The organism is Anaerovibrio slackiae (genome assembly GCF_009695585.1).
In the GTDB taxonomy this organism is placed as follows: Bacteria; Bacillota; Negativicutes; order Selenomonadales; family Selenomonadaceae; genus Anaerovibrio; species Anaerovibrio slackiae.
This window is the reverse complement of record NZ_VUNR01000006.1, coordinates 26,624-51,662: the sequence shown is the minus strand read 5'-3', so window position 1 is coordinate 51,662 and position 25,039 is coordinate 26,624. Positions and strand designations below refer to the sequence as shown.

21 protein-coding genes are annotated in these 25,039 nt (G+C 54.6%); all 21 read left to right on the top strand.

Annotated features, from left to right (window positions below):
* Positions 1-382: 382 nt before the first annotated feature.
* Positions 383-3,910 (top strand): pyruvate:ferredoxin (flavodoxin) oxidoreductase, encoded by a 3,528-nt coding sequence (gene nifJ, locus FYJ84_RS04765; protein WP_154406455.1) that lies wholly within the window; start codon positions 383-385, stop codon positions 3,908-3,910.
* 252 nt (positions 3,911-4,162) lie between these two features.
* Positions 4,163-4,636, top strand: a complete 474-nt coding sequence (gene def, locus FYJ84_RS04760) for a peptide deformylase (protein WP_154406454.1) — start codon at positions 4,163-4,165, stop codon at positions 4,634-4,636.
* Positions 4,637-4,725: 89 nt separating this feature from the next.
* The gene (gene fmt / locus FYJ84_RS04755) at positions 4,726-5,661 is read left to right on the top strand and encodes a methionyl-tRNA formyltransferase (RefSeq protein ID WP_154406453.1); all 936 of its coding nucleotides are present in this window, start codon (positions 4,726-4,728) and stop codon (positions 5,659-5,661) included.
* Positions 5,662-5,679: 18 nt separating this feature from the next.
* On the top strand, positions 5,680-6,465 hold the full coding sequence (locus FYJ84_RS04750; RefSeq protein WP_154406452.1) for a DUF116 domain-containing protein: 786 nt from the start codon (positions 5,680-5,682) through the stop codon (positions 6,463-6,465).
* Positions 6,466-6,469: 4 nt separating this feature from the next.
* Positions 6,470-7,798, top strand: a complete 1,329-nt coding sequence (gene rsmB, locus FYJ84_RS04745) for a 16S rRNA (cytosine(967)-C(5))-methyltransferase RsmB (RefSeq protein WP_154406451.1) — start codon at positions 6,470-6,472, stop codon at positions 7,796-7,798.
* Between the two features lie 125 nt (positions 7,799-7,923).
* Entirely contained in the window at positions 7,924-8,958 is a 1,035-nt protein-coding gene (gene rlmN, locus FYJ84_RS04740) for a 23S rRNA (adenine(2503)-C(2))-methyltransferase RlmN (RefSeq protein ID WP_154406450.1), read from the top strand.
* A 168-nt stretch (positions 8,959-9,126) separates the two neighbouring features.
* Entirely contained in the window at positions 9,127-9,876 is a 750-nt protein-coding gene (locus tag FYJ84_RS04735; protein ID WP_154406449.1) for an FhaA domain-containing protein, read from the top strand.
* A 77-nt stretch (positions 9,877-9,953) separates the two neighbouring features.
* Positions 9,954-10,409, top strand: coding sequence for an FHA domain-containing protein (locus FYJ84_RS04730; RefSeq protein WP_154406448.1), 456 nt, complete (start codon positions 9,954-9,956; stop codon positions 10,407-10,409).
* Positions 10,410-10,411: 2 nt separating this feature from the next.
* The gene (locus tag FYJ84_RS04725) at positions 10,412-11,128 is read left to right on the top strand and encodes a Stp1/IreP family PP2C-type Ser/Thr phosphatase (protein WP_277006635.1); all 717 of its coding nucleotides are present in this window, start codon (positions 10,412-10,414) and stop codon (positions 11,126-11,128) included.
* Positions 11,118-12,362: an FtsW/RodA/SpoVE family cell cycle protein gene (locus FYJ84_RS04720; RefSeq protein WP_154406447.1), complete on the top strand. Its 1,245-nt coding sequence runs from the start codon at positions 11,118-11,120 to the stop codon at positions 12,360-12,362. Before FYJ84_RS04725 ends, FYJ84_RS04720 begins: the two co-directional genes overlap by 11 nt.
* Before the next feature lie 3 nt (positions 12,363-12,365).
* A complete protein-coding gene (locus FYJ84_RS04715) occupies positions 12,366-13,754 on the top strand; it encodes a peptidoglycan D,D-transpeptidase FtsI family protein (RefSeq protein ID WP_154406446.1) in 1,389 nt (462 codons plus the stop codon).
* A gap of 128 nt (positions 13,755-13,882) precedes the next feature.
* On the top strand, positions 13,883-15,679 hold the full coding sequence (gene pknB / locus FYJ84_RS04710; protein WP_154406445.1) for a Stk1 family PASTA domain-containing Ser/Thr kinase: 1,797 nt from the start codon (positions 13,883-13,885) through the stop codon (positions 15,677-15,679).
* A 16-nt stretch (positions 15,680-15,695) separates the two neighbouring features.
* Positions 15,696-16,583 carry a ribosome small subunit-dependent GTPase A gene (gene rsgA, locus FYJ84_RS04705; protein WP_154406444.1) on the top strand — a complete coding sequence of 296 codons (888 nt, stop codon included), beginning with the start codon at positions 15,696-15,698 and terminating at the stop codon, positions 16,581-16,583.
* A 1-nt stretch (position 16,584) separates the two neighbouring features.
* A complete protein-coding gene (gene rpe, locus FYJ84_RS04700) occupies positions 16,585-17,235 on the top strand; it encodes a ribulose-phosphate 3-epimerase (protein ID WP_154406443.1) in 651 nt (216 codons plus the stop codon).
* A 3-nt stretch (positions 17,236-17,238) separates the two neighbouring features.
* Complete coding sequence (gene queC / locus FYJ84_RS04695; protein WP_154406442.1) at positions 17,239-17,928, top strand: 7-cyano-7-deazaguanine synthase QueC; 690 nt, start codon at positions 17,239-17,241, stop codon at positions 17,926-17,928.
* Between the two features lie 299 nt (positions 17,929-18,227).
* Positions 18,228-19,016 carry a GTP cyclohydrolase FolE2 gene (gene folE2 / locus FYJ84_RS04690; protein WP_154406441.1) on the top strand — a complete coding sequence of 263 codons (789 nt, stop codon included), beginning with the start codon at positions 18,228-18,230 and terminating at the stop codon, positions 19,014-19,016.
* A 53-nt stretch (positions 19,017-19,069) separates the two neighbouring features.
* Positions 19,070-19,924: a ChbG/HpnK family deacetylase gene (locus tag FYJ84_RS04685; protein WP_154406440.1), complete on the top strand. Its 855-nt coding sequence runs from the start codon at positions 19,070-19,072 to the stop codon at positions 19,922-19,924.
* The gene (locus FYJ84_RS04680) at positions 19,917-20,918 is read left to right on the top strand and encodes a lysylphosphatidylglycerol synthase transmembrane domain-containing protein (protein ID WP_154406439.1); all 1,002 of its coding nucleotides are present in this window, start codon (positions 19,917-19,919) and stop codon (positions 20,916-20,918) included. The genes FYJ84_RS04685 and FYJ84_RS04680 overlap by 8 nt, the downstream gene beginning before the upstream one ends.
* Positions 20,919-21,091: 173 nt before the next feature.
* The gene (locus FYJ84_RS04675; RefSeq protein WP_235901353.1) at positions 21,092-21,934 is read left to right on the top strand and encodes a glucosaminidase domain-containing protein; all 843 of its coding nucleotides are present in this window, start codon (positions 21,092-21,094) and stop codon (positions 21,932-21,934) included.
* 56 nt (positions 21,935-21,990) lie between these two features.
* Positions 21,991-23,613, top strand: a complete 1,623-nt coding sequence (locus tag FYJ84_RS04670) for an ABC-F family ATP-binding cassette domain-containing protein (protein ID WP_154406438.1) — start codon at positions 21,991-21,993, stop codon at positions 23,611-23,613.
* Between the two features lie 86 nt (positions 23,614-23,699).
* A complete protein-coding gene (locus FYJ84_RS04665; RefSeq protein WP_154406437.1) occupies positions 23,700-25,016 on the top strand; it encodes a DEAD/DEAH box helicase in 1,317 nt (438 codons plus the stop codon).
* The last annotated feature ends 23 nt before the right edge of the window (positions 25,017-25,039 follow it).

The following is a 25,039-nucleotide window of genomic DNA, read 5'->3' as shown; positions in this document are numbered from 1 at the left end:
TATGTCCATATATTCATATATTTTATAGTAAGGAACACTCGCTGGCAAGGGAAAAGACTGAAAAATTGTTAAAGTATTGTCAGCCAAAATTCAATTATTGTGAATTGTTGCTAATTGTAGCGAATTGTCAAAATAAATGTAAAGGTTGCAAAAATGATATGTCCATTTACAAAAGTTATCGCAGGTTGTATAATAATGTAAACGGATTGTGCATATTTCATATAAGGAAAAGTGCATGGTTCAAGTTGGTTGTGTATACTTTATACGTTGTACCAATTTTGACCAAGTCAGAAAAAGCCGGTTTGCGTCAATCAATTCGTCTTTTTTTAAAGGTTGGACAAAAGATGGGCTGCGTACTAATCACAAGGGGGAGTATAAAAACATGAGCAAGAAAATGAAAACTATGGATGGTAATGCTGCTGCTGCGTATATATCCTACGCTTTTACTGATGTAGCCGCTATCTATCCTATTACACCTTCTTCTCCTATGGCTGAGAACGTTGACGAGATGGCAGCCAAAGGTCAGCTGAACCTGTTCGGCCAGAAGGTAAACATCATTGAGATGGAGTCCGAGGCTGGTGCAGCTGGTGCTGTGCACGGTTCTCTGCAGGCTGGTGCATTGACCACCACCTATACTGCATCCCAGGGTATGCTGTTGATGATTCCTAACATGTACAAGGTATCCGGTGAGCTGCTTCCAGGTGTATTCCATGTAAGTGCTCGTGCTTTGGCAACCAGCTCCCTGAACATTTTTGGCGATCATCAGGATGTTATGGCTGCACGCCAGACCGGCATGGCTATGCTGTGCGAGTCTTCCGTACAGGAAGTTATGGATTTGGCTGCTGTTGCTCATCTGGTTGCCATCAAGGGCCGCGTTCCTTTCCTGAACTTCTTTGACGGTTTCCGTACTTCCCACGAAATCCAGAAGATTGAGGTTATTCCTTATGATGAGCTGGGCAAGATTCTGGACTGGGATGCTGTGAACAGGTTCCGCCGCAACGCCCTGAATCCTGACCATCCTTGCATCCGCGGTACTGCCCAGAACGATGATATTTATTTCCAGACTCGCGAGACTGTAAATAAGTATTATGAGGCTGTGCCTGACCTGGTTGAGGAGGCTATGGCTGACCTGGCAAAGGTTACCGGCCGTGAGCACCATGTATTCGATTACTATGGCGCACCTGATGCAGAGCGCGTAGTTATCGCTATGGGTTCCCTGAACCAGACTCTGGTTGAGGCTGTTGATTACCTCAATGGCAAGGGCGAGAAGGTTGGTATGGTTGCAGTTCATCTGTTCCGTCCGTTCTCTGTAAAGCATTTCCTGAATGCTATTCCTTCCACTGTTACCAAGATTGCCGTTATGGATCGCACCAAGGAGCCAGGTGCCCTGGGCGAGCCTCTGTATCAGGATGTCCGCACTGCTTTCTATGGCACTGACAGAAATCCTATCATCGTTGGCGGCCGTTATGGCCTGGGCGGCAAGGATGTAAATCCTGACCAGGTACTGGGCATCTATGAGGAGCTGAAGAAAGACGTTCCTGCCAACGGCTTCACCATCGGTATTGATGATGACCTGAATGGCACTTCCCTGGCCCTGTATCCTGAGGATGTTGACCTGACTCCTGCCGGCACCACTGCCTGCAAGTTCTGGGGCCTGGGCTCTGACGGTACTGTTGGCGCCAACAAGTCCGCTATCAAGATCATCGGCGACAAGACCAAGCTCTATGCTCAGGCTTATTTCGCTTATGACTCCAAGAAGTCCGGCGGTATCACCATGTCCCATCTGAGATTTGGCGAGACTCCGATTGCTTCTCCATATCTGATTAACAATGCAAACTTCATTTCCTGCTCCCAGCAGTCCTATGTTGACAAGTATGACCTGCTGGCAGGCTTGAAGAAGAATGGCACTTTCCTGCTGAACACCATCTGGACTGATGCAGAGCTGAACGAGCATCTGCCTGCTTCCATGAAGCGTTACATAGCCAGGAACAACATCAAGTTCTACACTGTAAACGCTGTCAAGATTGCCCAGGAGCTGGGCCTCGGCGGCCGCTTCAACATGGTAATGCAGTCCGCATTCTTCAAGCTGGCTGACATTATTCCTATTGATACTGCTGTTCAGTACCTGAAGGATGCCGTAGTTACTTCCTATGGCAAGAAGGGCCAGAACATCGTTGATATGAACCACGGTGCCATCGATGCAGGTATCAATGCCCTGCATCAGGTAGAGGTTCCTGCTGATTGGGCAAATGCTGAGGATGCCGCTGAGGCAGCTGCAGCTGACCTGCCTGATTACATCAAGAACATCCAGAACCCTATCAACCGTCAGGAGGGCAACAAGCTGTCCGTCAAGGCTCTGGAGTCCCTGGCTGATGGTACATTCCCTAGCGGTGCATCCGCTTATGAGAAGCGCGGCATCGCCATCAACGTACCTGAGTGGGATGTTACCAAGTGTATTCAGTGTAACCAGTGCGCATTTGTCTGCCCTCATGCAGCTATCCGCCCTGTTCTCACTACTGATGCTGAGAAGGACGCAGCTCCTGCAGCCTTCGCTTCCAAGCCTGCTATTGGTGCAAAGGGCCTGAACTTCACCATGGCTGTATCCGTTCTGGATTGCTCCGGCTGCGGCAACTGCGCTAATGTTTGCCCTGCCAAGGAGAAGGCTCTGGTTATGAAGCCTATCGCTACCCAGGAGACTCAGCAGGCTGTATTTGACTACGGCGTAGACCCTAAGAAGGTTGCTCCGAAGGCAAACCCTGTGAAGAAGGACACTGTAAAGGGTTCCCAGTTCGAGCAGCCTCTGCTTGAGTTCTCCGGCGCCTGCGCAGGCTGCGGCGAGACTCCGTATGCAAAGCTCATCACCCAGCTCTTTGGCGACCGCATGATGATTGCCAACGCTACCGGCTGCTCCTCCATCTGGGGTGCCAGCGCTCCGGCAATGCCTTATACCAAGAATGCACAGGGCCATGGCCCTGCCTGGGCTAACTCCCTGTTCGAGGACAATGCCGAGTTCGGCCTTGGCATGTTCCTGGGCGTAAAGGCTGTCCGCAATGCCCTGACTGCTGATGTAAAGGCTGCTTTGGATGCCGGCAAGGGCTCCGCTGCATTGCAGGAAGCTCTCAAGGAGTGGTACGACAACAAGGATGCAGGCGAGGGTTCCCGTCAGCGTGCTGATGCTGTTGCCGAGCTTCTGGCAAACGAGAAGGACGGCGATGAGCTGCTGAACAAGATTGCCGAGAACAGCGACTTCCTGGTTAAGCGTTCCCAGTGGATCTTCGGCGGCGACGGCTGGGCTTATGATATCGGCTACGGCGGCGTAGACCATGTACTTGCTTCCGGCGAGGATGTAAACGTATTCGTATTCGATACCGAGGTATACTCCAACACCGGCGGTCAGGCTTCCAAGGCTACTCCTACTGCCGCTATTGCTCAGTTTGCTGCAACCGGCAAGAAGACCAAGAAGAAGGATCTGGGCATGATGGCTATGACCTACGGTTATGTATATGTAGCTCAGATTGATATGGGTGCTGACAAGAATCAGGCTCTCAAGGCTATTGCCGAGGCTGAGGCTTATCCGGGACCATCCCTCATCATCGCGTATGCTCCATGTATCAACCACGGCATCCGCATCGGCATGGGCAAGAGCCAGGAGGAGGCCAAGAGGGCTGTTGAGTGCGGCTACTGGGCTAACTTCCGTTACAACCCTGCTCTGGTTGGCGGCGAGAAGCCTGCCTTCACCCTGGATTCCAAGGAGCCTGACTGGGATAAGTTCGAGGACTTCCTGCTGGGCGAGGTTCGTTATTCCTCCCTCAAGCGCAGCTTCCCTGAGGCAGCTGAGGCTCTCTTTGAGAAGACCAAGAAGGATGCCCAGAACCGTCTGGCAGGCTACAAGAAGCTGGCTGGCAAGTAAGAATCCTTACGCTGGCGGCAAGCATGGCAGGAGCTTTTGCAACTGCTGTAATTGCAAAATGCTTTCTTTGACAGGCTGAATAAAAAATAAAATTGAGGTCGGGATGTATGTCCCGGCCTCTTTTGGTGTGTGGAAATATAGCCTGCCGTGCGAAATAGGGCTATCTGTCATTTTTTGTGGGAAAAATTGTCAATGTACATGTAAATGTGCTAGAATTAATTAGTTATGAAGAATTTTGGGAGGATGATATAAATGGCAGTGCTGGAGATTGTGAAAGCAGGAGATCCCGTTTTAAAGCAGATTGCGGCTCCGATTGAAAAGGTGGATAGCAAGCTGAGAAAGCTTATGGATAGCATGGCGGAAACCATGTACAAGGCTGACGGGGTGGGGCTGGCGGCTCCCCAGATTGGCCAGTCCATCCGCTGCGTGGTGATAGATGTGCAGGATGAGCATGGGCTTTTGGAGCTTGTTAATCCTGTGATTACGGCACGGGAGGGCTGTGCCACCGACTCGGAGGGCTGCCTCAGCGTGCCAAATGTCTTCGGTGATGTGGAGCGTGCCGCCAAGGTGACGGTGGAGTACACCAACCGCTGGAACAAGCGGAAGAAGCTGACGGCTGACGGGCTTCTGGCACGCTGCATCCAGCATGAGCTGGATCACTTGCAGGGAGTGCTGTTCATTGATGTGGCAAGGAGCATCAGGCAGGGGGACAAAAAGCAGCAGTAAGCAGCCATGAGCAGCTATGGGAAGTTGTGTGCAGCTATTAGCAGCCATGCGCAGTCCCCAAGGGGCAATATAAGGAGATAAAATACAATATGGATAGATTGAAAACGATTTTCATGGGTACGCCGGATTTTGCCGTACCCTGCCTGCGTGTCTTGCAGGAAAAGACAGATATTATGGCGGTGATTACCCAGCCGGACCGGCCAAAGGGCAGGGGGCATAACCTTCAGGCCTCTCCTGTGAAGCAGGCGGCTCTTGAGTACGGTTTGCCGGTATTGCAGCCGGAAAAAATCAAGACAGAGGAATTTACGGCAAGGCTGGAGGAAATGCAGCCTGACCTCATCGTAGTAGTGGCTTTCGGGCAGATTCTGTCCCAGCGGATTCTGGATATCCCAAGGCTGGGCTGCGTCAATGTCCACGCCTCCCTGCTGCCAAGGTACAGGGGAGCGGCACCGATTCACTGGTCCATCATCAACGGCGAGGAGGAGACCGGTGTTACCACCATGCTGATGGATGCAGGGCTGGACACCGGCGATATGCTGCTGAAGGATAAGGTAGCCATCACCCCTGACATGACCACGGAGGAGCTTCATGACAAGCTGATGGACATGGGGGGCAGGCTTCTGTCTGACACTATAGACGGTTTGGCGGCAGGCACTATTGTGCCGGAGAAGCAGGATGACAGCCTGTCCAACTATGCCGGGATGCTGAACAAGGAAACAGGGCACATTGACTGGACGAAGACGGCAACAGAGATCCACAACCTGATTCGCGGGCTCAATTCCTGGCCTGTGGCATGGGGCATGCTGGAGGGCAAAAACTATAAATTCTGGCGTACCCGTGCAGCGGAGGGGGATTGCAGCCAGCCACCGGGAACGGTGACGGAGCTGGGCAAAAACAGCTTCAAAGTAGCCACCGGCAAGGGGCTGCTGGAGGTGCTGGAATTGCAGCCACCAAGCAGGAAGCGCATGAGCGCCGGGGATTTTGTCCGGGGCCATGGTGTGGAAATCGGAGCAGTTTTCTCATAAAAAGCTTGGGTAAAAATTATGAATTGCGTTACACAAAATAAGGCGCCCCATAAGAGCAACAAGAAAAGGCTTTTTATCAGCCTGATGGGCGGCAGCTTTGCCGTGGTGGCCCTCGCTTTCCTCATCATGTGGAAGGTTGCTTATCCGGGGCTTTGGGAAATAAATGAATATCTGCCATTGTGCTTTGGCCTGGTGCTGGGGGTAGTGGCAGGGCTTTTGGCGCTGGGCAATTTCAGCATGCTGGCAGGTGTGCTGGGCTGGCCTGTGCCAAAATGCTTCAGCCGCCAGACTTATGCCCTGATGAATATGCTGTTTTATGTGGCGGTAGGTGCCGGGAAGCTGCTGGGCATTGACAGGCGGCGGATTGAGGGCTCCTTTGTGGCGGTGAGCAACCAGATAGTAAAGCATCGCCATCTGAAGGTGCCTCCTGACAGGCTGCTGGTGGTGACGCCCCATTGCTTGCAGCTGGCAGACTGCCCCCACAAGATTACCCGGGACCCGCATAACTGCAAGCGCTGTGGCAGGTGCGACATCGGTGCCCTGGTGACTATGGCAGAGGAAATGGGCTTTCATTTCTTCGTGGTGACAGGGGGCACCCTGGCCCGGCAGACAGTTATGAAAATCCGCCCCCAGGCGGTAGTGGCTATTGCCTGTGAGCGTGACCTGGCCAGCGGCATACAGGATGTATACCCGATTCCCTCCGTGGGAGTCCTGAACCTGCGTCCCAACGGTCCCTGCTACAACACCCACGTGGACTTAAAGGAGTTTCGTCAGGCCATCGAAGAAATTATAAGGAGAAAATAACCTAATGGATAAAGCAAGGGAAGCCGCATTAAAAATCCTTCATGCCGTGCATCAGCAGGGTGCCTACGCCAACGTGGCACTGGCAAAGGAGCTGAGGCAGGGAGGCCTGTCAGACATGGACAGGCGGTTCGTGACGGAGCTGGTCTATGGCACCGTCAAGGCAGGGGAAACCCTGGACTGGATTATCAAAAAGTACCTTTCCCGTCCCTGGAAAAAGGTCAATCCTGTAGTGCAGGACATATTGCGGCTGGGCACCTATCAGCTGCGCTACATGGACAAAATCCCTGCCTCTGCCGCCTGCAATGAGTCGGTGGAGCTGACCAAGAAATTTGCCAATAAGGGAGCGGCAGGCTTTGTCAACGGCATCCTGCGCTCCATGGCCAGGGAGCCGGAAAAGGGAGCTTTCCCCTCCGGCAAGGGCAATGCCACGGTGCAGCTGGCACTGAGGGAGCAGCATCCCGAGTGGCTGGTGCGCCGCTGGATCAAGGAGTTTGGCTACGATGAGGCGGAGCAGCTGTGCCGGTTCAACAACCAGCAGGCACCTCTGTCCGTGCGCACCAATACATTAAAGACAAGCCCATCAGAACTTCGCTTGCAGCTGGTAGCGGCAGGCGTGGAGGTGCAGCCTTCCCAGCTGGTGGATGAGGGATTTATTTTGGAGGAACATGGCGCATTGGACAGCCTGTCCGCCTTGCAGGAGGGCTACTGCCAGGTGCAGGATGAAAGCTCCATGCTGGTGGCTCATGTGCTGTCACCGGAGCCGGGGGAGCTGGTGCTGGATGTGTGCAGTGCCCCGGGAGGCAAGACCACCCATATTGCCGCCCTGATGGAAAACAGGGGGCGGATTGTGGCATGTGACATCTACGATCACAAATTGCAGCGGGTGATGGAAAACGCCCATCGCCTTGGCATCCAGATTATTGAGCCACGGCTGCAGGATGCCAGGACCATCGGCAGGGATTTTGCCGGACAGGCTGACAGGGTGCTGGTGGATGCCCCTTGCTCAGGCCTTGGGGTGCTTAGACGCAAGCCGGATTCCCGCTGGCGCAAGACGCCGGAGCTTATCCGGGAGCTTCCTGCATTGCAGCTGGCTATACTGGAAAGTGCTGCCGAGGCGGTAAAGCCGGGGGGCATACTGGTGTACAGTACCTGTACCATTGCCCATGAGGAAAATCAGGATGTAGTCAGCAGCTTCTTGCAGGCTCATCAGGAATTTGTGCTGGAAAATGCCGGGGAAAGGCTGCCGGTGCCGAGACGTGAGGCAATGGTGCAGCTTTATCCCCAGCGTGACGGCACCGACGGATTTTTTATTGCCTGCATGAGGAAAAAATAGATTTGATGGAACGTTTCTTGCCTGCATGGGGAGAAGACAGGCTTTATGGGAAATTTATTGCCTGCATGAGGAGAAGACAGGCTTTATGGGAAATTTATTGCCTGCATGAGGAGAAGATAGATTTTATGGAAAACATTTTTGGCAGGACGCTGCCGGAGCTGACGGAGCTGGCAGTATCTTTGGGGATGCCCAAATTCCGTGGCAAGCAGCTGGCGGAATGGCTGTATAAAAAAAGCGTGACGGATTTTGCAGCGATGCAGAACCTTCCCAAGGATTTTCGGAGCAAGCTGGCGGCAGGCTATGTGATTGACCGGGCGGCGCGGGTGGACAGGCTGGACTCCGCTGATGGCAGGACCAGCAAGTTCCTTTTGAGCTTTTCCGACGGGGCAGGGGTGGAAACGGTGCTGATGCGCCAGCCTTATGGCAACAGCATCTGCGTATCTTCCCAGGTGGGCTGCAGCATGGGCTGCCGCTTCTGCGCCTCCACCCTTCACGGCATGGTGCGGAACCTCACCGCCGGGGAAATGCTGGCTCAGACCTTCTACATCAACGACCTTTTGCAGGCGGAAGGGCAGAAGGTGGACACCATCGTCATCATGGGCTCCGGGGAGCCTCTGACCAACTACGATAACGTGCTGGGCTACATCCGCCTCCTGCATGAGGACTACTGCCTGGGCATGAGCTACAGGAGCATTACCCTGTCCACCTCCGGCATTGTGCCCCATATCTACCGGCTGGCGGAGGAAGGGCTGCCCATCAACCTTTCCATTTCCCTTCATGCACCGGAGCAGGAGCTGCGCTCGGAGCTGATGCCCATCAATAAAAAATATCCTCTGGCTGACGTGATAAAGGCAGGCAGGGAGTATGGCGAGAAGACTCACCGCCGGGTGACCTACGAGTACATCCTCATTGATGGGGTAAATGACAATCTGCAGCAGGCAAAGGAGCTGGCATCCCTCCTGCGGGGGCAGCTGGCCAGCGTGAACCTCATCCCCATTAACCCGGTGGCGGAGCGGAACTGGAACCGCCCTTCCCTGGCGAGGATTGAGTTCTTTGAGAAATACCTGGCAGACCATCACATTGCCGTCACCGTGCGCCGGGAGATGGGCAACGACATCCAGGCGGCCTGCGGCCAGCTGAGGAATAAGCACATTAAGTAAAGCTGGCATCTGCACATGGAATATGACATATATACATGTGAAATATAATATACATGGGCAATGGGCTATTTACTAAAATGGCCTGTAGATGTAAAATTAAAGGATAAAGAATTTTAATTTATCCTTCTGGATATTGGGCAGAGGATTTTCAAAGGAGGTTTGGTCTTTATGTCAATGGGCAAACTGGAATCCTTTTTAGAAAAGCATATAGAGGGCTTCTTCAACCGCAAGCTGGGCAGCTCCGTGGAGCAGTCGGAGATTATGAAGCAGCTGGAGAGGGAGCTTTTGCACCGCCGGAAGAAGGGCAGGACGGAGACCGTGGTGCCCAACAGCTTTTATATCGAGCTGACGGAGGAGGACTATCAGAGGCTGTGCGTCCGCCGTTTTCTGGATGATTTGTATATCCAGGCGGAAAAGCTGGTCATTCAGAATGACTGCTTCATGGACGAGGAGCTTTCCATCACGGTGAACAGCAACAGCACCCTGGCACGGGGGACCTGCGTGGTGGCAGCCCAGTTTACCAGCGATGAGCCGGAGGAAGCAAGGCTCAGCCAGGTGGAGTGCAACACCATTATCCTGGACAAGTCTGAGTTCAATCCGCCCCTGAACCTGCCGACTGAGTACAAGACCGTGAGCCTTCTGGCAGTGGAGGGGCCTGATATAGACTCATATCTGGAATTTGGTGAAAAGCAGATTTACATCGGCCGCAGGGTAAACAATGATTTTATTCTGACGGATACCAATGCATCCAGGCTCCACGCCTACATCAGCTATGAGCGGCACCGCCATATCCTCTATGATGCGGAAAGCCTGAACGGCACCTTTGTCAACGGGCGGCGGGTGGTTTCCCCCCAGCTTCTGAGGCCTGGTGATGAGATCACCATAGGCGGGACGGTGCTTTTGTACGAGGTTATCTGAGAAGCTATGGAGACAGGTTTTTGTTTAGATGAGAGGCTGTGACCCCGGAGGTCATGGCTATATGAGGTGAGAGATAGATGCAGGTAACGGCTGTGGTTATAAAGGCACTGAGCGTGGTACTGCAATACGGGATGCTGTTTTTCCTGCTGTTTTTTGTGTACAGGGCAGCCCGGCTGATGACGGCAGCTGCCAGGCCGGTGGTGGAGGATATTTACGCGGAAACGGAGATTACGGCAGCTGAGGCGGTGCTGACAGTGCTGGAGGCGGCGGATGAGTCCATGATAGGACGGCGTTTCGCCTTCGGGGACAGCATTTCCATCGGGCGGGGCGATGCCAATGACATAGTCATCAATGACGGCTATGTTTCACATAGACATGCAAGGGTAGAGCTCTGGAACAATTTGTATGTGATAGAAGATTTGGGAAGCGTTAATAAAACCTATGTCAATGGTCAGGAAATTGCCGGGCGGCAGTATTTGCAGTCAGGGGATATTATCAGCATAGGAACGGTAACCTTCCAGTTTGGGCGGTGATAGTGTTGATAAGATTTTTTCAGATGTCAGATATTGGCCTGCAGCGCAGCCTGAATGAGGACAGCCTTTTGTGCAGGCCGCCTCACGATTTCGTGGTGGCTGACGGCATGGGAGGCCATGTGGCAGGCGAGGTGGCAAGCCATATCTTCACGGGCATGATGAACCAGCTGCTGTCAGAGCATGAGGGCAGCCTGGATCAGGACGGGCTACGGGGCATGGTCATCCGGGGCAACCGCGCCATCCTGGCCAGCATCCAGCGGCACCCGGAACGCCGGGGCATGGGAACTACTGCCACCTGCCTCCATCTTGAGCAGGGCAAGGCGGTATGGGCTCATGTAGGTGACAGCCGACTTTATCTGGTGCGGCAGGGTTCCATGCGGCAGATTACCAGGGACCATACCTATGTGAACGATTTGATTGACAGCGGCAGCATCACCCCCCTGGAGGCGGAGTCCCATCCCAAGCGGAACATGCTGATGCGTGCCGTAGGGGTGGATGAATACGTGCAGGTGGATACCGGCGAGTTTGGCTTGCAGCATGGCGATATCCTGCTCCTTTGCTCCGACGGCCTCACCAACATGGTGACGGAGGATGCCATCAGGACGGTGCTGGAGGCGGAGAGCTGTGCCAATCCGGCGGCTTCCCTGGTGGATTGCGCCAAGGCAGGGGGAGGCATTGACAATATTTCTGTTATCGTGGTGAGATATTATGCGGAATAAAAGCCTGATTTTGCTGGGGGCGGATGCCGGTATCCTGCTGTGCGGACTAGCTATCCTGCTGCTGAGGCAGTATCCGGCAGCGGACTACAGCGTGCTGCCCTGGGCCCTGGGTGCCATAGGGGCTGCCTTCGGGGTGCAATGCTTCCTCATCAAGGGAAAATATACGGATGATGTGTGGCTGTTGCCCATTGTGATGTTTTTTGCCAGCATCGGCGTGGTGATGCTGGGCAGGCTGAAGCCCGTCCTGTGCATCCCCCAGCTGAGGTGGCTGATTATCGGGCTGGTGGTGCTTTTGGCAGTGCTGCAGTTTTCCCGGAAAATCAGGGAGCTGATGCAGTACCAGTACATCCTGGGAATTCTTACCCTGCTGGTGCTGTGCCTCTCCCTGCTGTTCGGCACGGAGATTGGCGGCAGCAAGAACTGGCTGGTGCTGGGACCCTTTCAGGTGCAGCCCTCGGAGTTCGGCAGGATTCTGCTGGTGCTGTTCCTGGCGGCGTACCTTTCGGATCACAAGGATATTCTCCGGGAGTCCGGCAGGAGGTTTTTCCTGTTGCGGCTGCCGCCCCTTAGGTTTATTGCGCCTCTTTTGTGCATCTGGGGCATGGCGATTCTGATGTTCGTGGTGCAGCGTGACCTGGGCTCCGCCCTGCTGTTTTTCTGCCTGGCGGTGTTCATGACCTACATGGCTACAGGCAGCAAATCCTATGTGTTTATCGCCCTGGCGTTTTTCTGCCTGGGGGCTTTTATCAGCTATCAGCTTTTTGGCCATGTGAGGGTGCGCTTTGACATCTGGCTGGATCCCTGGGCTGACCCTGCCGGCCAGGCTTATCAGGTGGTGCAGTCCCTGTTTGCTTTTGCAGCAGGCGGAACCTGGGGCACGGGGCTGGCTCACGGCCATCCGGGGCTGATTCCCGAGGTGCATACGGATTTTATTTTTTCCGCTATCGGTGAGGAGCTGGGGCTCATTGGCTGTACTGCCATCATGCTGGCCTACACCCTGTTTTTTTACAGGGGCATCAGCATCGCCCTGGCCTGCCGCCGGGAGCTTTACATGCTGATTGCCGCAGGCATTTCCGTCAGCTTTTATCTGCAGGCGTTTATTATTATTGCAGGCGTAACCAAGTTCCTGCCATTGACAGGCATTACCCTGCCGTTTATCAGCTATGGCGGCAGTTCCATGGTTTCCGGCTTCATCATGCTGGGGATTTTGCTGTCCATGGCAAAAAAGGAGTAGCTGATGGGAGATAAGATAACGAAAAAGCAGATTCTGCATTGCAGCATGTTTTTGCTGGGCTGCTTTGGAATTTTGTTTTGCTATCTGGTTTATATACAGGTGTTTCAGGCGGATGAGCTGAATGCCAATCCCCTGAACCGCCGCAGTGCTTCCCTGGACATAACCAGGGGGGCAATCCTGGACTGCCGGGGTGAGCAGCTGGCATACAGCACTGCTCCCGGTGACCGCCAGTATCCCTACGGGGCTGTCATGGCTCCGGTGACAGGCTATGTGGGGGAGTCATTGGGCAGTTCAGGCCTTGAGAACCTTTTGGGAGATGAGCTGTCGGGCCAGTCCAGGCAGCTGAGAAACCTGGGCCCTGCCGGTCAGCTGCTTCAGTCTGACCGGGGCAACGATATCAGGCTGACGGTGGATGCCGGGGTGCAGCAGGCGGCTTATGATGCCCTGGAGGGCAGCCGTGGTGCCGCGGTAATGCTGGATGCGGCCACCGGGGGCGTCATCGCCATGGTGAGCACTCCCTCTGTAGACCCTGCCAGCGTGGAGAAAAGGTGGACTGAGCTGTCCCAGCGGGAGGACAGCCCTCTCTTGAACCGGGCTGCCAATGGCCTTTATCCGCCGGGCTCCACCATCAAGGTGCTGATTGCGGATGCCGCCCTGGATGAAAAGGTGACGGACCTCAATGAAAACTTTGAATGTAGCGGCAGGCTGCAGATCGGGGATACCTACATCGGGGAAAGCCACGGGGCGGTGCACGGCAGGGTAAACCTCAAGGAAGCCCTGACCCATTCCTGCAACTATACCTTTGGCACCCTTGCCATGCGCATGCAGGGCAGCGGCCTGGAGGACGCCTTTAAACGGTTCGGCTTTGCCGATACCTTCACCGGGGAGATTCAGGAAAGCAGGTGCCATCTGCCAAAGTTTGGTGAGCTGGGAGATGGCGATACGGCCCAGACAGGCATCGGCCAGGGGGAGCTTCTGGTGACGCCCCTCAGGATGGCCATGCTGGCCAGTGCTTACGCCAACGGCGGTCAAATGATGGTTCCCTATCTGGTGGATGAGGTGATTTCCCCCCAGGGGCTGGTCATCAGGAAGGCCTCCCCTGCCAAGTGGCGTGATGCCACCACTGAGCAGCGTGCCGCCCTCATCAGCAGCTTTATGGAGAACGTGGTGGAGAACGGCACCGGCGGCGCAGCGGCAGTATCCGGCATCCGGGTGACCGGCAAGACCGGCACGGCGGAGAACAGCTCCGGCGCCGAGCATGGCTGGTTCATGGGAACTGCACAGGTGCAGGGGCGCAATGTGGCCTTTGCCGTCATCGTGGAGAACAGCGGCAGCGGTGCCGTGGCGGCGGCAGTGGCCAGGCGGCTTATCCTGGCCCTGAATGGCAGATGATTGATGATAAATGATTGATGATAAATGATTGATGATACCGGTTTGATACCGTGATATAGATTTGGTTATTCATATAAATTTGGCTATTTTGGATTGTGATAGATTTTGTTTGTAGGGGGTTATGTCTAATGATACAGCGGGTTTTAGCCAGGCGCTATGAGCTGCAGGAACTGATTGGCGGCGGTGGTATGGCTGATGTGTACAAGGCACATGACAAGCTGCTGGACAGGGCTGTGGCTGTAAAGATTTTACATCAGCAATATGCCAATGATGCAGAATTTGTGGAGAAATTCCGTAGGGAAGCTACCGGCGCAGCCAAGCTTGCCCATCCTAATATTGTCAATATCTACGATGTAGGGGAGGAAGACGGCAGCCAATACATCGTCATGGAATATGTATCAGGGCCTACCCTGAAGGAGGTCATCCAGCAGAAAGGGCAGCTGGAGCCTTTTGAGGCGGTGCGCATTGCCAGGGAAATTGCCAGCGCGCTGGAATCAGCCCACCGCAACAATCTGGTGCACTGTGACATCAAGCCTCACAATATCCTCGTGATGCCGGACGGCCACGTGAAGGTGACGGATTTCGGTATCGCCAGGGCGGTGTCCGCTTCTACCATGACCTACAGCGGCAGCGTCATGGGCTCCGTCCATTATTTTTCACCGGAGCAGGCCAAGGGCACGGCCATTACCACCAAATCCGATGTGTACTCCCTGGGGGTAGTGCTGTACGAGATGCTTACAGGCCGGCTGCCTTATGACGGGGAGACGCCTATCAGCATTGCCTTGAAGCATTTGCAGGAGGAGCCGGTGCCGGTACGCCAGCTGCAGCCATCCATTCCTCCTGTCCTGGAAGCAATTGTCCAGAAGGCCATGTCCAAGGATCCTCTTACCCGTCCTAGCAGCACGGAGCTGTATGATGATTTGAACCAGGCCAAGGGCATGCTGGCAGAGAGAAATGCCGGGGAGGGGGCAGCTGCCCAGGACCCTTTTGCCACCCGTGTCATTCCGCGGATTACCCCGGAGATGATGGCAAATCAGCCTGAGGCTGCCCCGCAGCCACGGCAGAAAAGGGAATATTACCAGCCGGAGATGCCTTATGTGGAGGAAAAGGAGACTTCTATTTTCAAGTCCAAGAAGTTTATTGCCGTGCTGGTGGGCATATTGATGATGGGATTTTTTGTGGGTTCCTTCCTGTCCTTTGGCAAGTTCTGGAGCTCGGCGGAGGTGGATGTGCCTGACGTGGTAGGCAAATCCTCCGTGGTGGCGCAACAGATGCTGGAGGACAAGAACCTGCGTGTCAAGCTGGTGGAGTCAAATGATGATTCGGTACCGGCAGGGCAGGTTATTTCCCAGTACCCGGAGGCCGGGGCAAGGGTAAAGGAGCAGCGGCTGGTAACCATCACCATCAGCAAGGGCGGCGAGGAGCTGACCATGCCTGACCTCAAGAGCATGAGCCGCAGCAACGCGGAGGAAAAGCTGAAAAAGATGGGACTGAAGGTGGGGGCAGTCTTCGAAGAAAATGCCAAGGAGCCTGCCGGTACAGTCATCAATCAGGACCCTAGGAGCGGTTCCAAGATTACCAAGGGGCAGTCAGTGGATATAACTGTCAGCCTGGGTGAGAAGAAAAAGGATCTCACTGTGCAGAACTATGCCGGCCTCAGCGTGGAGAGCGCCAAGTCCAACCTGGAGGCCAACGGCCTGAGCCTGGGGGGCGTAACGGAGGAAGCCAGCAGCAAGCCGAAGGGCACTGTCATCGGCCAGAGCCCTGCCGCCGGTTCTACAGTAACCGAGGGGGGCAGTGTCAGCCTGGTGATTTCCTCGGGCAGGGCGGCAGAGCCGGAAAAGCAGCCTAGCGCACCGACAGAGTCCCCGGCCACTGCCAAGCAGAAGACAGATGCCAGCAAGCTGACTATCAAGCTGGAATGATGCGAGGATTTGATTGATGGCACAAGCACAAGTAATCAAAATGTATAACGGCTTTTACTACCTGCAGACGGGCAGGGAGGGGGATGAGCTCCTTTCCTGCCGCCTGCGGGGGCGCATCAAGCGGCACAAGGGGGCAGTGGTGCCCGGTGACTACGTGGAGTACGAGCTCCTGGAGGATGGCACCGGCGTGATTGAAAGCTGCCTGCCCCGGAAAAGCCTGCTGCTGCGGCCTGCCGTGGCGAACATAGACCAGGTGATTGTCACCTTTGCCGCTCGGCAGCCGGATTTGAATGAGCTGCTTTTGAACCGCTTTCTGGTGCTGGCCGAGTGGTCGGGCATCCCGGAAATCGTCATCTGCATCAACAAGTGCGATTTGCTGCCGGAGGCGGCACAGGAAAGTTTTTTGCAGGCGTATAGGGATGCTGGCTACAGGCTGCTTCTGGTGTCCGCCCATGAGAAACAGGGCATAGATGGCCTGAGGGCGCAGCTTTCCGGCAAGGTGACTGTCTTTGCCGGGCCCTCTGGAGTGGGCAAATCCTCCCTGCTGAATGCCATAGATGAAAGGCTGCAGCTTGCCACCGGCAAAATCAGCGACAAAATCAAGCGGGGCAAGCATACCACCAGGGCTGCCTGCCTGCTGCCCCTGGCCGGGGGCGGCACGGTGGTAGATACCCCGGGCTTCAGCGCGGCAGAGCTGGAGCAGCTGGACAAGGGGAAGCTGGCATGGTATTTTCCTGAGTTCCGCCAGTATATTGAAAAGTGCTACTACAATACCTGCACTCATAGCCATGAGCCTGACTGCGCCGTCAAGGAGGCAGTGGAGGCTGGCGGCATCTGCCGTGAGCGCTATGAGGCGTATCTGAATATTTTGCAGGCCATAAATGAAAGAAAGAAGGCGTACTGATATGATAAAAGTTTCTCCATCCATCCTCTCTGCGGATTTTGCTAATCTGGGGGCAGAGGTGAAGAAGGTTGTGGATGCCGGGGCAGAGTATGTGCATATTGATGTAATGGATGGTACTTTTGTGCCGGAGATTACTTTGGGAGCCGGGATTGTGAAGGCGATTCGCCCTGTTACTGATGCGGTGTTTGATGTGCACCTCATGGTGGAGCATCCTGATACCCAGATTGAGTCCTTCATCAAGGCTGGTGCGGATATTATCACCTTCCATGTGGAGGCGGCCAAGCATCCGCACCGGGTGATTCAGGCTATCCATGCCGCAGGCTGCAAGGCAGGTATTTCCCTGAACCCTGGCACTCCTGTGGCCATGGTGGAGGAGCTTTTGGCGGATGTGGACCTGGTGCTGGTAATGTCTGTAAATCCTGGCTATGGCGGACAGAAGTTCATTCCGGCTTCCCTTAGCAAGCTGCGCAGGCTCCGGGCTGCCCTGGATGCCTGCGGCTCTCAGGCGGAGCTGGAGGTTGATGGCGGCGTGACTGAGGCCAATGCCCAGGAAATCATTGAGGCAGGGGCTACCGTGCTGGTGGCAGGCTCCGCCGTGTACAAGAGCAAGGATATAAAGGCTACGATTAAGGCATTGCATGGAAGGAACTGAGATATGAAAAAAGCAGTAATATTATTATCAGGCGGGCTGGATTCAACCACCTGCATGGCAGTAGCCAAAGAACAGGGCTACGAGCTGTATCCCATCAGCTTCAACTATCATCAGCGCCACAGCATTGAGCTGGAAGGAGCCAAGAAAGTAGCTGATTTTTACAAAGTAAAAAAGCATTTAATCATAGAGACCAACATGGAGCAGATAGGCGGCTCCGCCCTGACGGATAGCCACATTCAGGTGCCGGATGGGGAGATAGTGCATGAGGACAACGACATTCCTGTCACCTATGTACCGGCCAGGAACCTGACATTCCTGAGCTATGCCCTGGGTTATGCAGAGGTCATCGGGGCAGACCACATCTTCATCGGCGTCAATGCCGTTGATTACTCCGGCTACCCTGACTGCCGCCCTGAGTTCATCCAGAAATTCCAGGCATTGGCAGACTATGCCACCAAGGCAGGGGCAGCTGACGGCAGGCATATCAGGATTGAAACGCCGTTGCAGGACTTGACCAAGAAGGAAATCGTGCAGCTTGCCAGCAGATTGGGTGCGCCGTTGCAGTTTACCCACAGCTGCTACAAGGGCGGCACAAAGGCTTGCGGCGTCTGCGACAGCTGCAAGCTGCGCCTGAAGGGCTTCGCCGAAGCAGGCGTAAAAGATCCTGTAGAGTATGAAACTATGTCGAATTAACAAAATATACATAGAGTATATAACGTATGAGTATACCACAGTATCTGACAAATATGTTCTATAACATATCGTAGTGGCGGTTATAATTCGATATACGTCATAATATGCCGGGGATGACATGATATGTACCCCAGGAAAACCTTGAGTGCAGCCTCGCTTCTTAGCGAGTGCGAGCGTAAGCGATGCAGGAGCTTAGAAGCGTGAGGCTGTGCTAAGAGCGCGAGCGTGTTTTCATGGGTACTGTCATGTCATATTAAAGGCATATTACGTCGTATAAAGCACAATTTAGGAGGGGTAGGATGAAGGATGTTCAGAGCAGCATAGACCAGCGCGGCATTTCCATACAGAGGGTAGGCATCAAGGAAGCCTGCCTGCCATTTCTCATCAAGACAAAGGACGGAGGCTACCAGCAGGCAGTGGCAAGGGCATGCTTCACGGTGGCACTGCCCATGGAATACAAGGGCACCCACATGAGCCGCTTCCTGGAGATACTCAATCCATGGTCCAAAAAGCCTGTGGCGGAGCCGGAGCTGGCAGAAATCCTGCAGGAAGCCCTGGACAAATTGCAGGCAGAGTCCGCCTCCATCCGCATCGACTTCAAGTATTTCGTGGACAGGACAGCCCCTGTCAGCGGCAGGCAATCCGTGCTGGACGTGGACTGCTTCTTTGCCGGTGACATGGAGCAGGGGGGCGGCCTGCGCTTCACATTGGGCGTAAAGCTGCCGTATACATCCCTGTGCCCATGCAGCAAGGAGATTTCCCGGTACGGGGCCCACAACCAGCGGGGCATCATGGATGTGCAGGTCAGGTTCCATCCTCAGAATGAGTGCATTCTCATCGAGGATTTGGTGGAGCTGATGGAAAAGCAGGCATCCTGCCAGATTTATCCCCTGCTGAAGCGGGAGGACGAGAAATTTGTCACGGAAACAGCCTACGAAAACCCAAAATTTGTGGAGGACATCATCCGGGACGGGGTGCTGGCACTGAGAGGGCTTACGGGAATCCAGTGGTTTTCCATAGAGTGCGAGAACTTTGAATCCATCCACAACCACAGTGCCTACGCGGCTCACGAAGAAGTTGTATCATGATGCCTTGGGGCAGCATAGCGAGAGCATACTAAGAAATAACAGGTGAATGAGTTTTGAAAAGACTGATTGTAAATGCCGATGATTTCGGCCTCCATAGTGAAGTAAATAAGGCGGTCATCCGGGGCTATCAAAAGGGCTGCATACGCAGTACATCCCTGATGCCTACAGGGGCGGCTGTGGAGGAAGCCAGCCAGCTGGCGAGGGAAAATCCCTGGCTGGGCATTGGCATCCACCTGACGCTGGTGGCAGAAAATCCCCTGCTGCCCCGGGACAAGGTTTCCACCCTGCTGGCAGAAGACGGCAAATTCCATGCCGACCACATGGTATTCATCAAGAACTACCTGCTGGGCAATATCGACAAGGGGCAGCTCTACGCAGAGTGCGAAGCCCAGATAGCCAGGGCTATGTCACTGGGGCTGAACATCACCCACCTTGACAGCCATCAGCACCTGCATACCCTGCCGGGCATTACAGAAATCTGCCTGGAGCTGATGAAAAAATACGGCATCCGCCGCATGCGCTATCCGGGAGAGGCGTTTCTCTTTGAGGGCGGCTATCCGTCTGGGATGTTCCGCCGGGTGGCAAAATGCGGCCTGACAGCCTGCGCCATGCTGGCCCGCAGGCAGGCAAAAGACTATCACATAGCCATGCCTGACAGCTTCTTTGGCATGCTGGCAGGTGGGCACATGGAAGAAGAATACTTTATGAATATCCTGGAGGCACTGCCGGAGGGCACCTCCGAAATCATGGTTCATCCCGGTGCCGATGCCGGTGTGCTGGGCAGCATCTACGACTGGCAGTATCACTGGGAGGATGAGCTGGCCGCCGTAACCTCCAAGCAGGCCATGGCTTATATCAGGGAGCAGAATATTAGGCTTATATCCTTTAAGGAGTTAACCGATGAATAAAGTCTGTGTGCGGATTTTCCTTTTGACAATGTTTGTCCTTGTGATTTCCGGGGCAGTAATATACTTTACCGTGGATATAAACACCATCGCCAACCTGCACATGTTCCAGCCCTGGTCGGTGCTGCTGGCAATCCTTGCCATCGGCGTGGGGCTGGTGCTGGACGGTACCAGGCTCATGCACATGGTAAAGATTTCCGGGGAAAAAATCACCCTGAAGCAGTCGGTGCAGGTGGTCTTCGGCAATTATTTCCTGGCCATGCTGGGGCCCGGGGCGGCAGCCGGTGCCATTGCCCAGGTGATGTTTCTCCAGAAGGCGGGGGTGCCTGCCGGCAAGGCGGCTGTGCTGGCCATGGTGCGTACCATCGTATCCATCCTGTTCCTGGCATGCTGCCTGCCCTTCGTGTTTCTCCATGACGAGGGCATCCTGCCGGGAGTGTCCAACGATGTGATGGTCATGGTGGGGAGCATTGTGCTCCTGGCCCTGGGCATCTTGGTGTACGGCATCCGCAACAATGCCTTTGATTATGCGGCAGTGAGGATTTCCAAGCGGATTTCCTCCCATGTGATGCGCAAGCATTTTTTGCAGGTGTACCGGGATTGCAAGACAGGCATCCAGCTATTAGCCTCATCGCCCAAGTCCATGGTGCGGGTTTTCTTTGAATCAGGGCTGAGCCTGATTTTTATTTACATGGTAGTGCCCTGCCTGATGCTGGGGCTGGGGGCGGATGTGGATTGGCTGACGGTAATGGGGCGCATGATGTTCCTGAATATCCTGCTGTACTTTTCCCCGACGCCGGGAGGCTCCGGCATTGCAGAGGGTGGCTTCGTGCTGCTGTTTGCTGACAGCGTACCGGCAGGCACTGTGGGAGTGCTGGCAGTGGCGTGGCGGTTCATTGCTGAATACCTGCCCTTCTTTGTGGGGCTGTATTACTCCGTCACCGTGCTGGGCAGGGACATCCTGGCCAGGTCCATGAATACGGAGCATGATATATGAGCATCAATGGGCAGCCAGGAGCGTCAGGCTAAAAGCTGTCCGGCTATGACTGATATTGGCTTGCATATAGTGCAGGTTTCGTGATATGATATTTGACGTTGTATAGAGTGAATGAGTTAAAAAGCTGTTTTTGAGTTATTTTTTGTTTTAAGTTGTTTTTGGGGGCAGTGATTTTGAGAGGTAAGAGATTATTATCGGTTGTTGCTTGCAGCCTTAGTTTCTTGTTTTTTGCCGGAATAGGCAGTGCCGATGCCGCAACGGGCAGGCAGGCAGGCCAGCCTGAGGATGTCAGGGTATCAGGCCGTACAGTGGTAAATACGGACAGGCACAAATCCCTCCGGTCTGGCGATGTCATGGATAGGAACGAAGTGGCTGATGAGGGCGTTGAGGCTATGTCAGCTGCGGAAAAGCCTGAAAAGGCGCTTAGCCTGCAGGAACGCATCCAGCGGATTTTGCATCCGGAGGATTTCATGCCGCCCAAACCAGCGGTGGTGGCCATGAGCAATGATGACAACATGATTATGGGGGGCGCCGTGGCCACCCAGGAGCAGTGCGTCCGCTACCTCCTGAGGAACAATCCTTATCCCAAGCTGAACGTTTCCCCCCAGGAGCTGGTGGCATACTACTATGAGGAAGGCAGCCGCACAGGCATCCGCCCTGATATTGCCTTTGCCCAGGCCCTGAAGGAGACAGGCTATTTCAGGTATGGCGGCACGGTGGTGCCGGCGCAGAACAACTACTGCGGCCTGGGAACTACCAGCGCCACAGTGCGGGGGGCTTATTTTGCCACGCCGCGGCTGGGGGTAAAGGCCCATATCCAGCACCTTTTGGCATACGCCTCCACGGAAAAGCCTGATGACAATATCGTGGATCCGCGCTATGACCTGGTGCGCAATTCCTACGGGGAGAAAACCCTGACCAGATGGCAGGATTTGAATGGCCGCTGGGCAGTGCCGGGAGTAGGCTACGGCCAGAGCATATTAAATGACTATTACAAGGGAATTATTAATTCCTGATGCTGATAAATAAGTAATTAATGAATTAATTTAGAATTTGCGAGGTATAAGTAACAATGATTTCAACTAGCGGTGTAACACTGCAATTTGGCAAGCGCGTCCTCTTTAAGGACGTATCCATCAAGTTCACGCCGGGCAACTGCTATGGCGTTATCGGTGCCAACGGTGCCGGCAAGTCCACCTTCCTGAAGCTCCTGAGTGGCGATATTGAGCCAACCAAGGGCTCCATCGACATTACCCCGGGTGAGCGCATGTCCGTATTGAAGCAGGACCATTATGCCTATGACGAGTATGAGGTGCTGCGCACTGTCATCATGGGCAACCAGCACCTGGTGGACATTATGGACGAGAAGGATGCCATCTATGCCAAGCCTGATTTCAGCGATGAGGACGGCATCCGTGCCGGTGAGCTTGAGGCGGAGTTTGCGGAGCTGAACGGCTGGGATGCCGAGTCCGATGCAGCCAAGCTGCTGAACGGCCTGGGCATCGGCGAGGAATACCACTATCAGAAGATGTCCGAGCTGGACCCTGCCCTGAAGGTGCGCGTACTGCTGGCGCAGGCTCTCTTTGGCAATCCTGACATCCTGCTGCTGGACGAGCCTACCAACCATCTGGACCTGGCCTCCATCAACTGGCTGGAGGACTTTCTGGCTGGCTTTGAGAACACCGTTATCGTGGTTTCCCATGACCGCCATTTCCTGAATCAGGTCTGCACCCATATTGCGGATGTGGACTTTGGCAAAATCCAGCTCTATGTGGGCAACTACGACTTCTGGTATCATTCCAGCCAGCTGGCGTTGCAGCTGGCCAAGGACGCCAACAAGAAGAAAGAGGAAAAAATCAAGGAATTGCAGACCTTTATTGCCCGCTTTGCAGCCAATGCTTCCAAATCCAAGCAGGCTACTTCCAGAAAGAAGCTTTTGGACAAGATTACCCTGGAGGATATCAAGCCGTCTTCCCGCCGCTATCCGTATATTGCCTTTACCCCTGACCGGGAGGCTGGCGACCAGCTGCTTCTGGTGGAGGGCATTTCCAAGACCATTGACGGGGAAAAGGTGCTGAACAATGTTTCCTTTACGGTAAAGAAGGGCGAGAAGATTGCCTTTACCGGCCCGAACAGCGCAGGGAAGACTGCCCTGTTCCAGATTTTGATGGGTGAAATGGAGCCGGACGAGGGCTCCTTCAAGTGGGGCGTTACCACTACCCAGGCATATCTGCCAAACGACAATACCCAGTATTTTGAGGGCTGCGAGCTGAGCCTCACCGACTGGCTGCGCCAGTATTCCAAGGACCCGGATGAGTCCTTTGTCCGGGGCTTTTTGGGGCGCATGCTGTTCAGCGGCGAGGAAAGCCTGAAGAAAGCCTCCGTTATCTCCGGCGGCGAGAAGGTACGCTGCATGCTGTCCAAGATGATGCTCAGCGGCGCCAACGTGCTTTTGATGGACGAGCCTACCAACCATCTGGATTTGGAGTCCATTACGGCCCTGAATGACGGGCTGATTGCCTTCAAGGGAACCTTGCTGTTCGTTTCCCACGACCATCAGTTTGTGCAGACTATTGCCGACCGCATCATTGAGCTGACTCCTGAGGGAGTATTTGACAAGCTCACCAGCTACGATGACTTCCTGGCTGATGAGGAAGTGCAGGCAAGGCTGGCCAAGATGTACGGGGCAGAGTGAGCTTTTAGTATTCTATAGCAGTAAACATGAGTCGATGACGTATGCCATCGGCTCATTTCAATTCAGTATTTTTTAGAGGATAGATTATGGAGAATAAAATCACTTCATTCAATGAGCTGAGGGTGTCCGAAGGCATCTGCACCGTGCTGGCGCAGATGGGCATCAAGGAGCCTACCCCTGTGCAGGCAGAAGCAATTCCTGCCCTCAGGAACGGCAGGGACACCATAGTACAGGCCCAGACAGGCACAGGCAAGACACTGGCATTTTTGCTGCCCCTGTACGACAAGATAAAGGTGCAGGCGGACAACATCCAGACCCTGATTCTGACACCTACCCGGGAGCTGACCTTGCAGATTGCCAAGGTGGCAGCCCAGCTGGGCAAGGCGGAGGGCGTGCGTTCATTAGCCATATACGGTGGTCAGGACATAGAAAGGCAGAAGCAGAAGCTGGGCAGGGAGCCCCATGTGATTATCGGCACCCCCGGCAGGATTCTGGACCACATGCGGCGCAGAACCATCAATTTTGCCACCACCAACAGGATTGTGCTGGACGAGGCGGACGAGATGCTGCGCCGGGGCTTTTTGGAGGATGTGGAGCAGATTTTGTCCACCATGGCCAGGGACAGGCAGATCATGCTGTTTTCCGCCACCATGCCGGACAAAATCAAGGCACTGGCCCACCGCTACATGACGGATTTCCAGCATGTTATCATCAAGACGGAAAACATCACCCTGGACAATATCCAGCAGCGGATAGTGGATACGGTGGAGGACTCCAAGCTGGACAAGCTCTGCGAGCTGATTAATGAGCAGAATCCTTATCTGGCCATGGTCTTCTGCTCCACTAGAAGCCGTGTGTCCCAGGTGGCAATGGCTTTGGCAAGGCGGGGTTATCTGGCAGATGAGCTGCACGGGGAGCTGTCCCAGCTGCAGCGCACCAATGTGCTGAGGAAGTTCCGGGAGGCAAAGCTGCAGATTCTGGTGACTACGGATATTGCCGCCAGAGGACTGGACATCGAGGGCGTAACCCATGTGTTCAACTACGACATGCCAAGGGATACGGAAAGCTATATTCACCGTATCGGCCGCACCGGCAGGGCAGGCCAGCAGGGAGTGGCAATCACCTTTGTCAACGCCCGTCAGTATTCCCAGCTGCGGCGCATCGAGGCAGGCATCAAGAACCACATTCAGAAGGATGTGTCCGGCCGCAGCCTGGCTGCCCGGCTGAAAAGGGAAAAGCGTGAGCGTGAGCTGGCCGCCAAGCGTGCCGCTGCCGAAAAGGAGCAGGCCAAGAAGGCAAAGAGCCGCTACGCCAACCGCAAGGGTGCGGAGCACAAGGGGCGCAACAGCCGTTCACGCCGTATGCGGGACAGGGCGAAAAACGGCGTCCGGGGCAGAAGGTAAAAAGCCCATAGGGATTATCAGAA

Bases quoted from the DNA above. Each gene is read 5' to 3' on its own strand.
- nifJ (WP_154406455.1), top strand. From the start codon at position 383: ATGAGCAAGAAAATGAAAACTATGGATGGTAATGCTGCTGCTGCGTAT.
- def (WP_154406454.1), top strand. From the start codon at position 4,163: ATGGCAGTGCTGGAGATTGTGAAAGCAGGAGATCCCGTTTTAAAGCAG.
- fmt (WP_154406453.1), top strand. From the start codon at position 4,726: ATGGATAGATTGAAAACGATTTTCATGGGTACGCCGGATTTTGCCGTA.
- FYJ84_RS04750 (WP_154406452.1), top strand. From the start codon at position 5,680: ATGAATTGCGTTACACAAAATAAGGCGCCCCATAAGAGCAACAAGAAA.
- rsmB (WP_154406451.1), top strand. From the start codon at position 6,470: ATGGATAAAGCAAGGGAAGCCGCATTAAAAATCCTTCATGCCGTGCAT.
- rlmN (WP_154406450.1), top strand. From the start codon at position 7,924: ATGGAAAACATTTTTGGCAGGACGCTGCCGGAGCTGACGGAGCTGGCA.
- FYJ84_RS04735 (WP_154406449.1), top strand. From the start codon at position 9,127: ATGTCAATGGGCAAACTGGAATCCTTTTTAGAAAAGCATATAGAGGGC.
- FYJ84_RS04730 (WP_154406448.1), top strand. From the start codon at position 9,954: ATGCAGGTAACGGCTGTGGTTATAAAGGCACTGAGCGTGGTACTGCAA.
- FYJ84_RS04720 (WP_154406447.1), top strand. From the start codon at position 11,118: ATGCGGAATAAAAGCCTGATTTTGCTGGGGGCGGATGCCGGTATCCTG.
- FYJ84_RS04715 (WP_154406446.1), top strand. From the start codon at position 12,366: ATGGGAGATAAGATAACGAAAAAGCAGATTCTGCATTGCAGCATGTTT.
- pknB (WP_154406445.1), top strand. From the start codon at position 13,883: ATGATACAGCGGGTTTTAGCCAGGCGCTATGAGCTGCAGGAACTGATT.
- rsgA (WP_154406444.1), top strand. From the start codon at position 15,696: ATGGCACAAGCACAAGTAATCAAAATGTATAACGGCTTTTACTACCTG.
- rpe (WP_154406443.1), top strand. From the start codon at position 16,585: ATGATAAAAGTTTCTCCATCCATCCTCTCTGCGGATTTTGCTAATCTG.
- queC (WP_154406442.1), top strand. From the start codon at position 17,239: ATGAAAAAAGCAGTAATATTATTATCAGGCGGGCTGGATTCAACCACC.
- folE2 (WP_154406441.1), top strand. From the start codon at position 18,228: ATGAAGGATGTTCAGAGCAGCATAGACCAGCGCGGCATTTCCATACAG.
- FYJ84_RS04680 (WP_154406439.1), top strand. From the start codon at position 19,917: ATGAATAAAGTCTGTGTGCGGATTTTCCTTTTGACAATGTTTGTCCTT.
- FYJ84_RS04670 (WP_154406438.1), top strand. From the start codon at position 21,991: ATGATTTCAACTAGCGGTGTAACACTGCAATTTGGCAAGCGCGTCCTC.
- FYJ84_RS04665 (WP_154406437.1), top strand. From the start codon at position 23,700: ATGGAGAATAAAATCACTTCATTCAATGAGCTGAGGGTGTCCGAAGGC.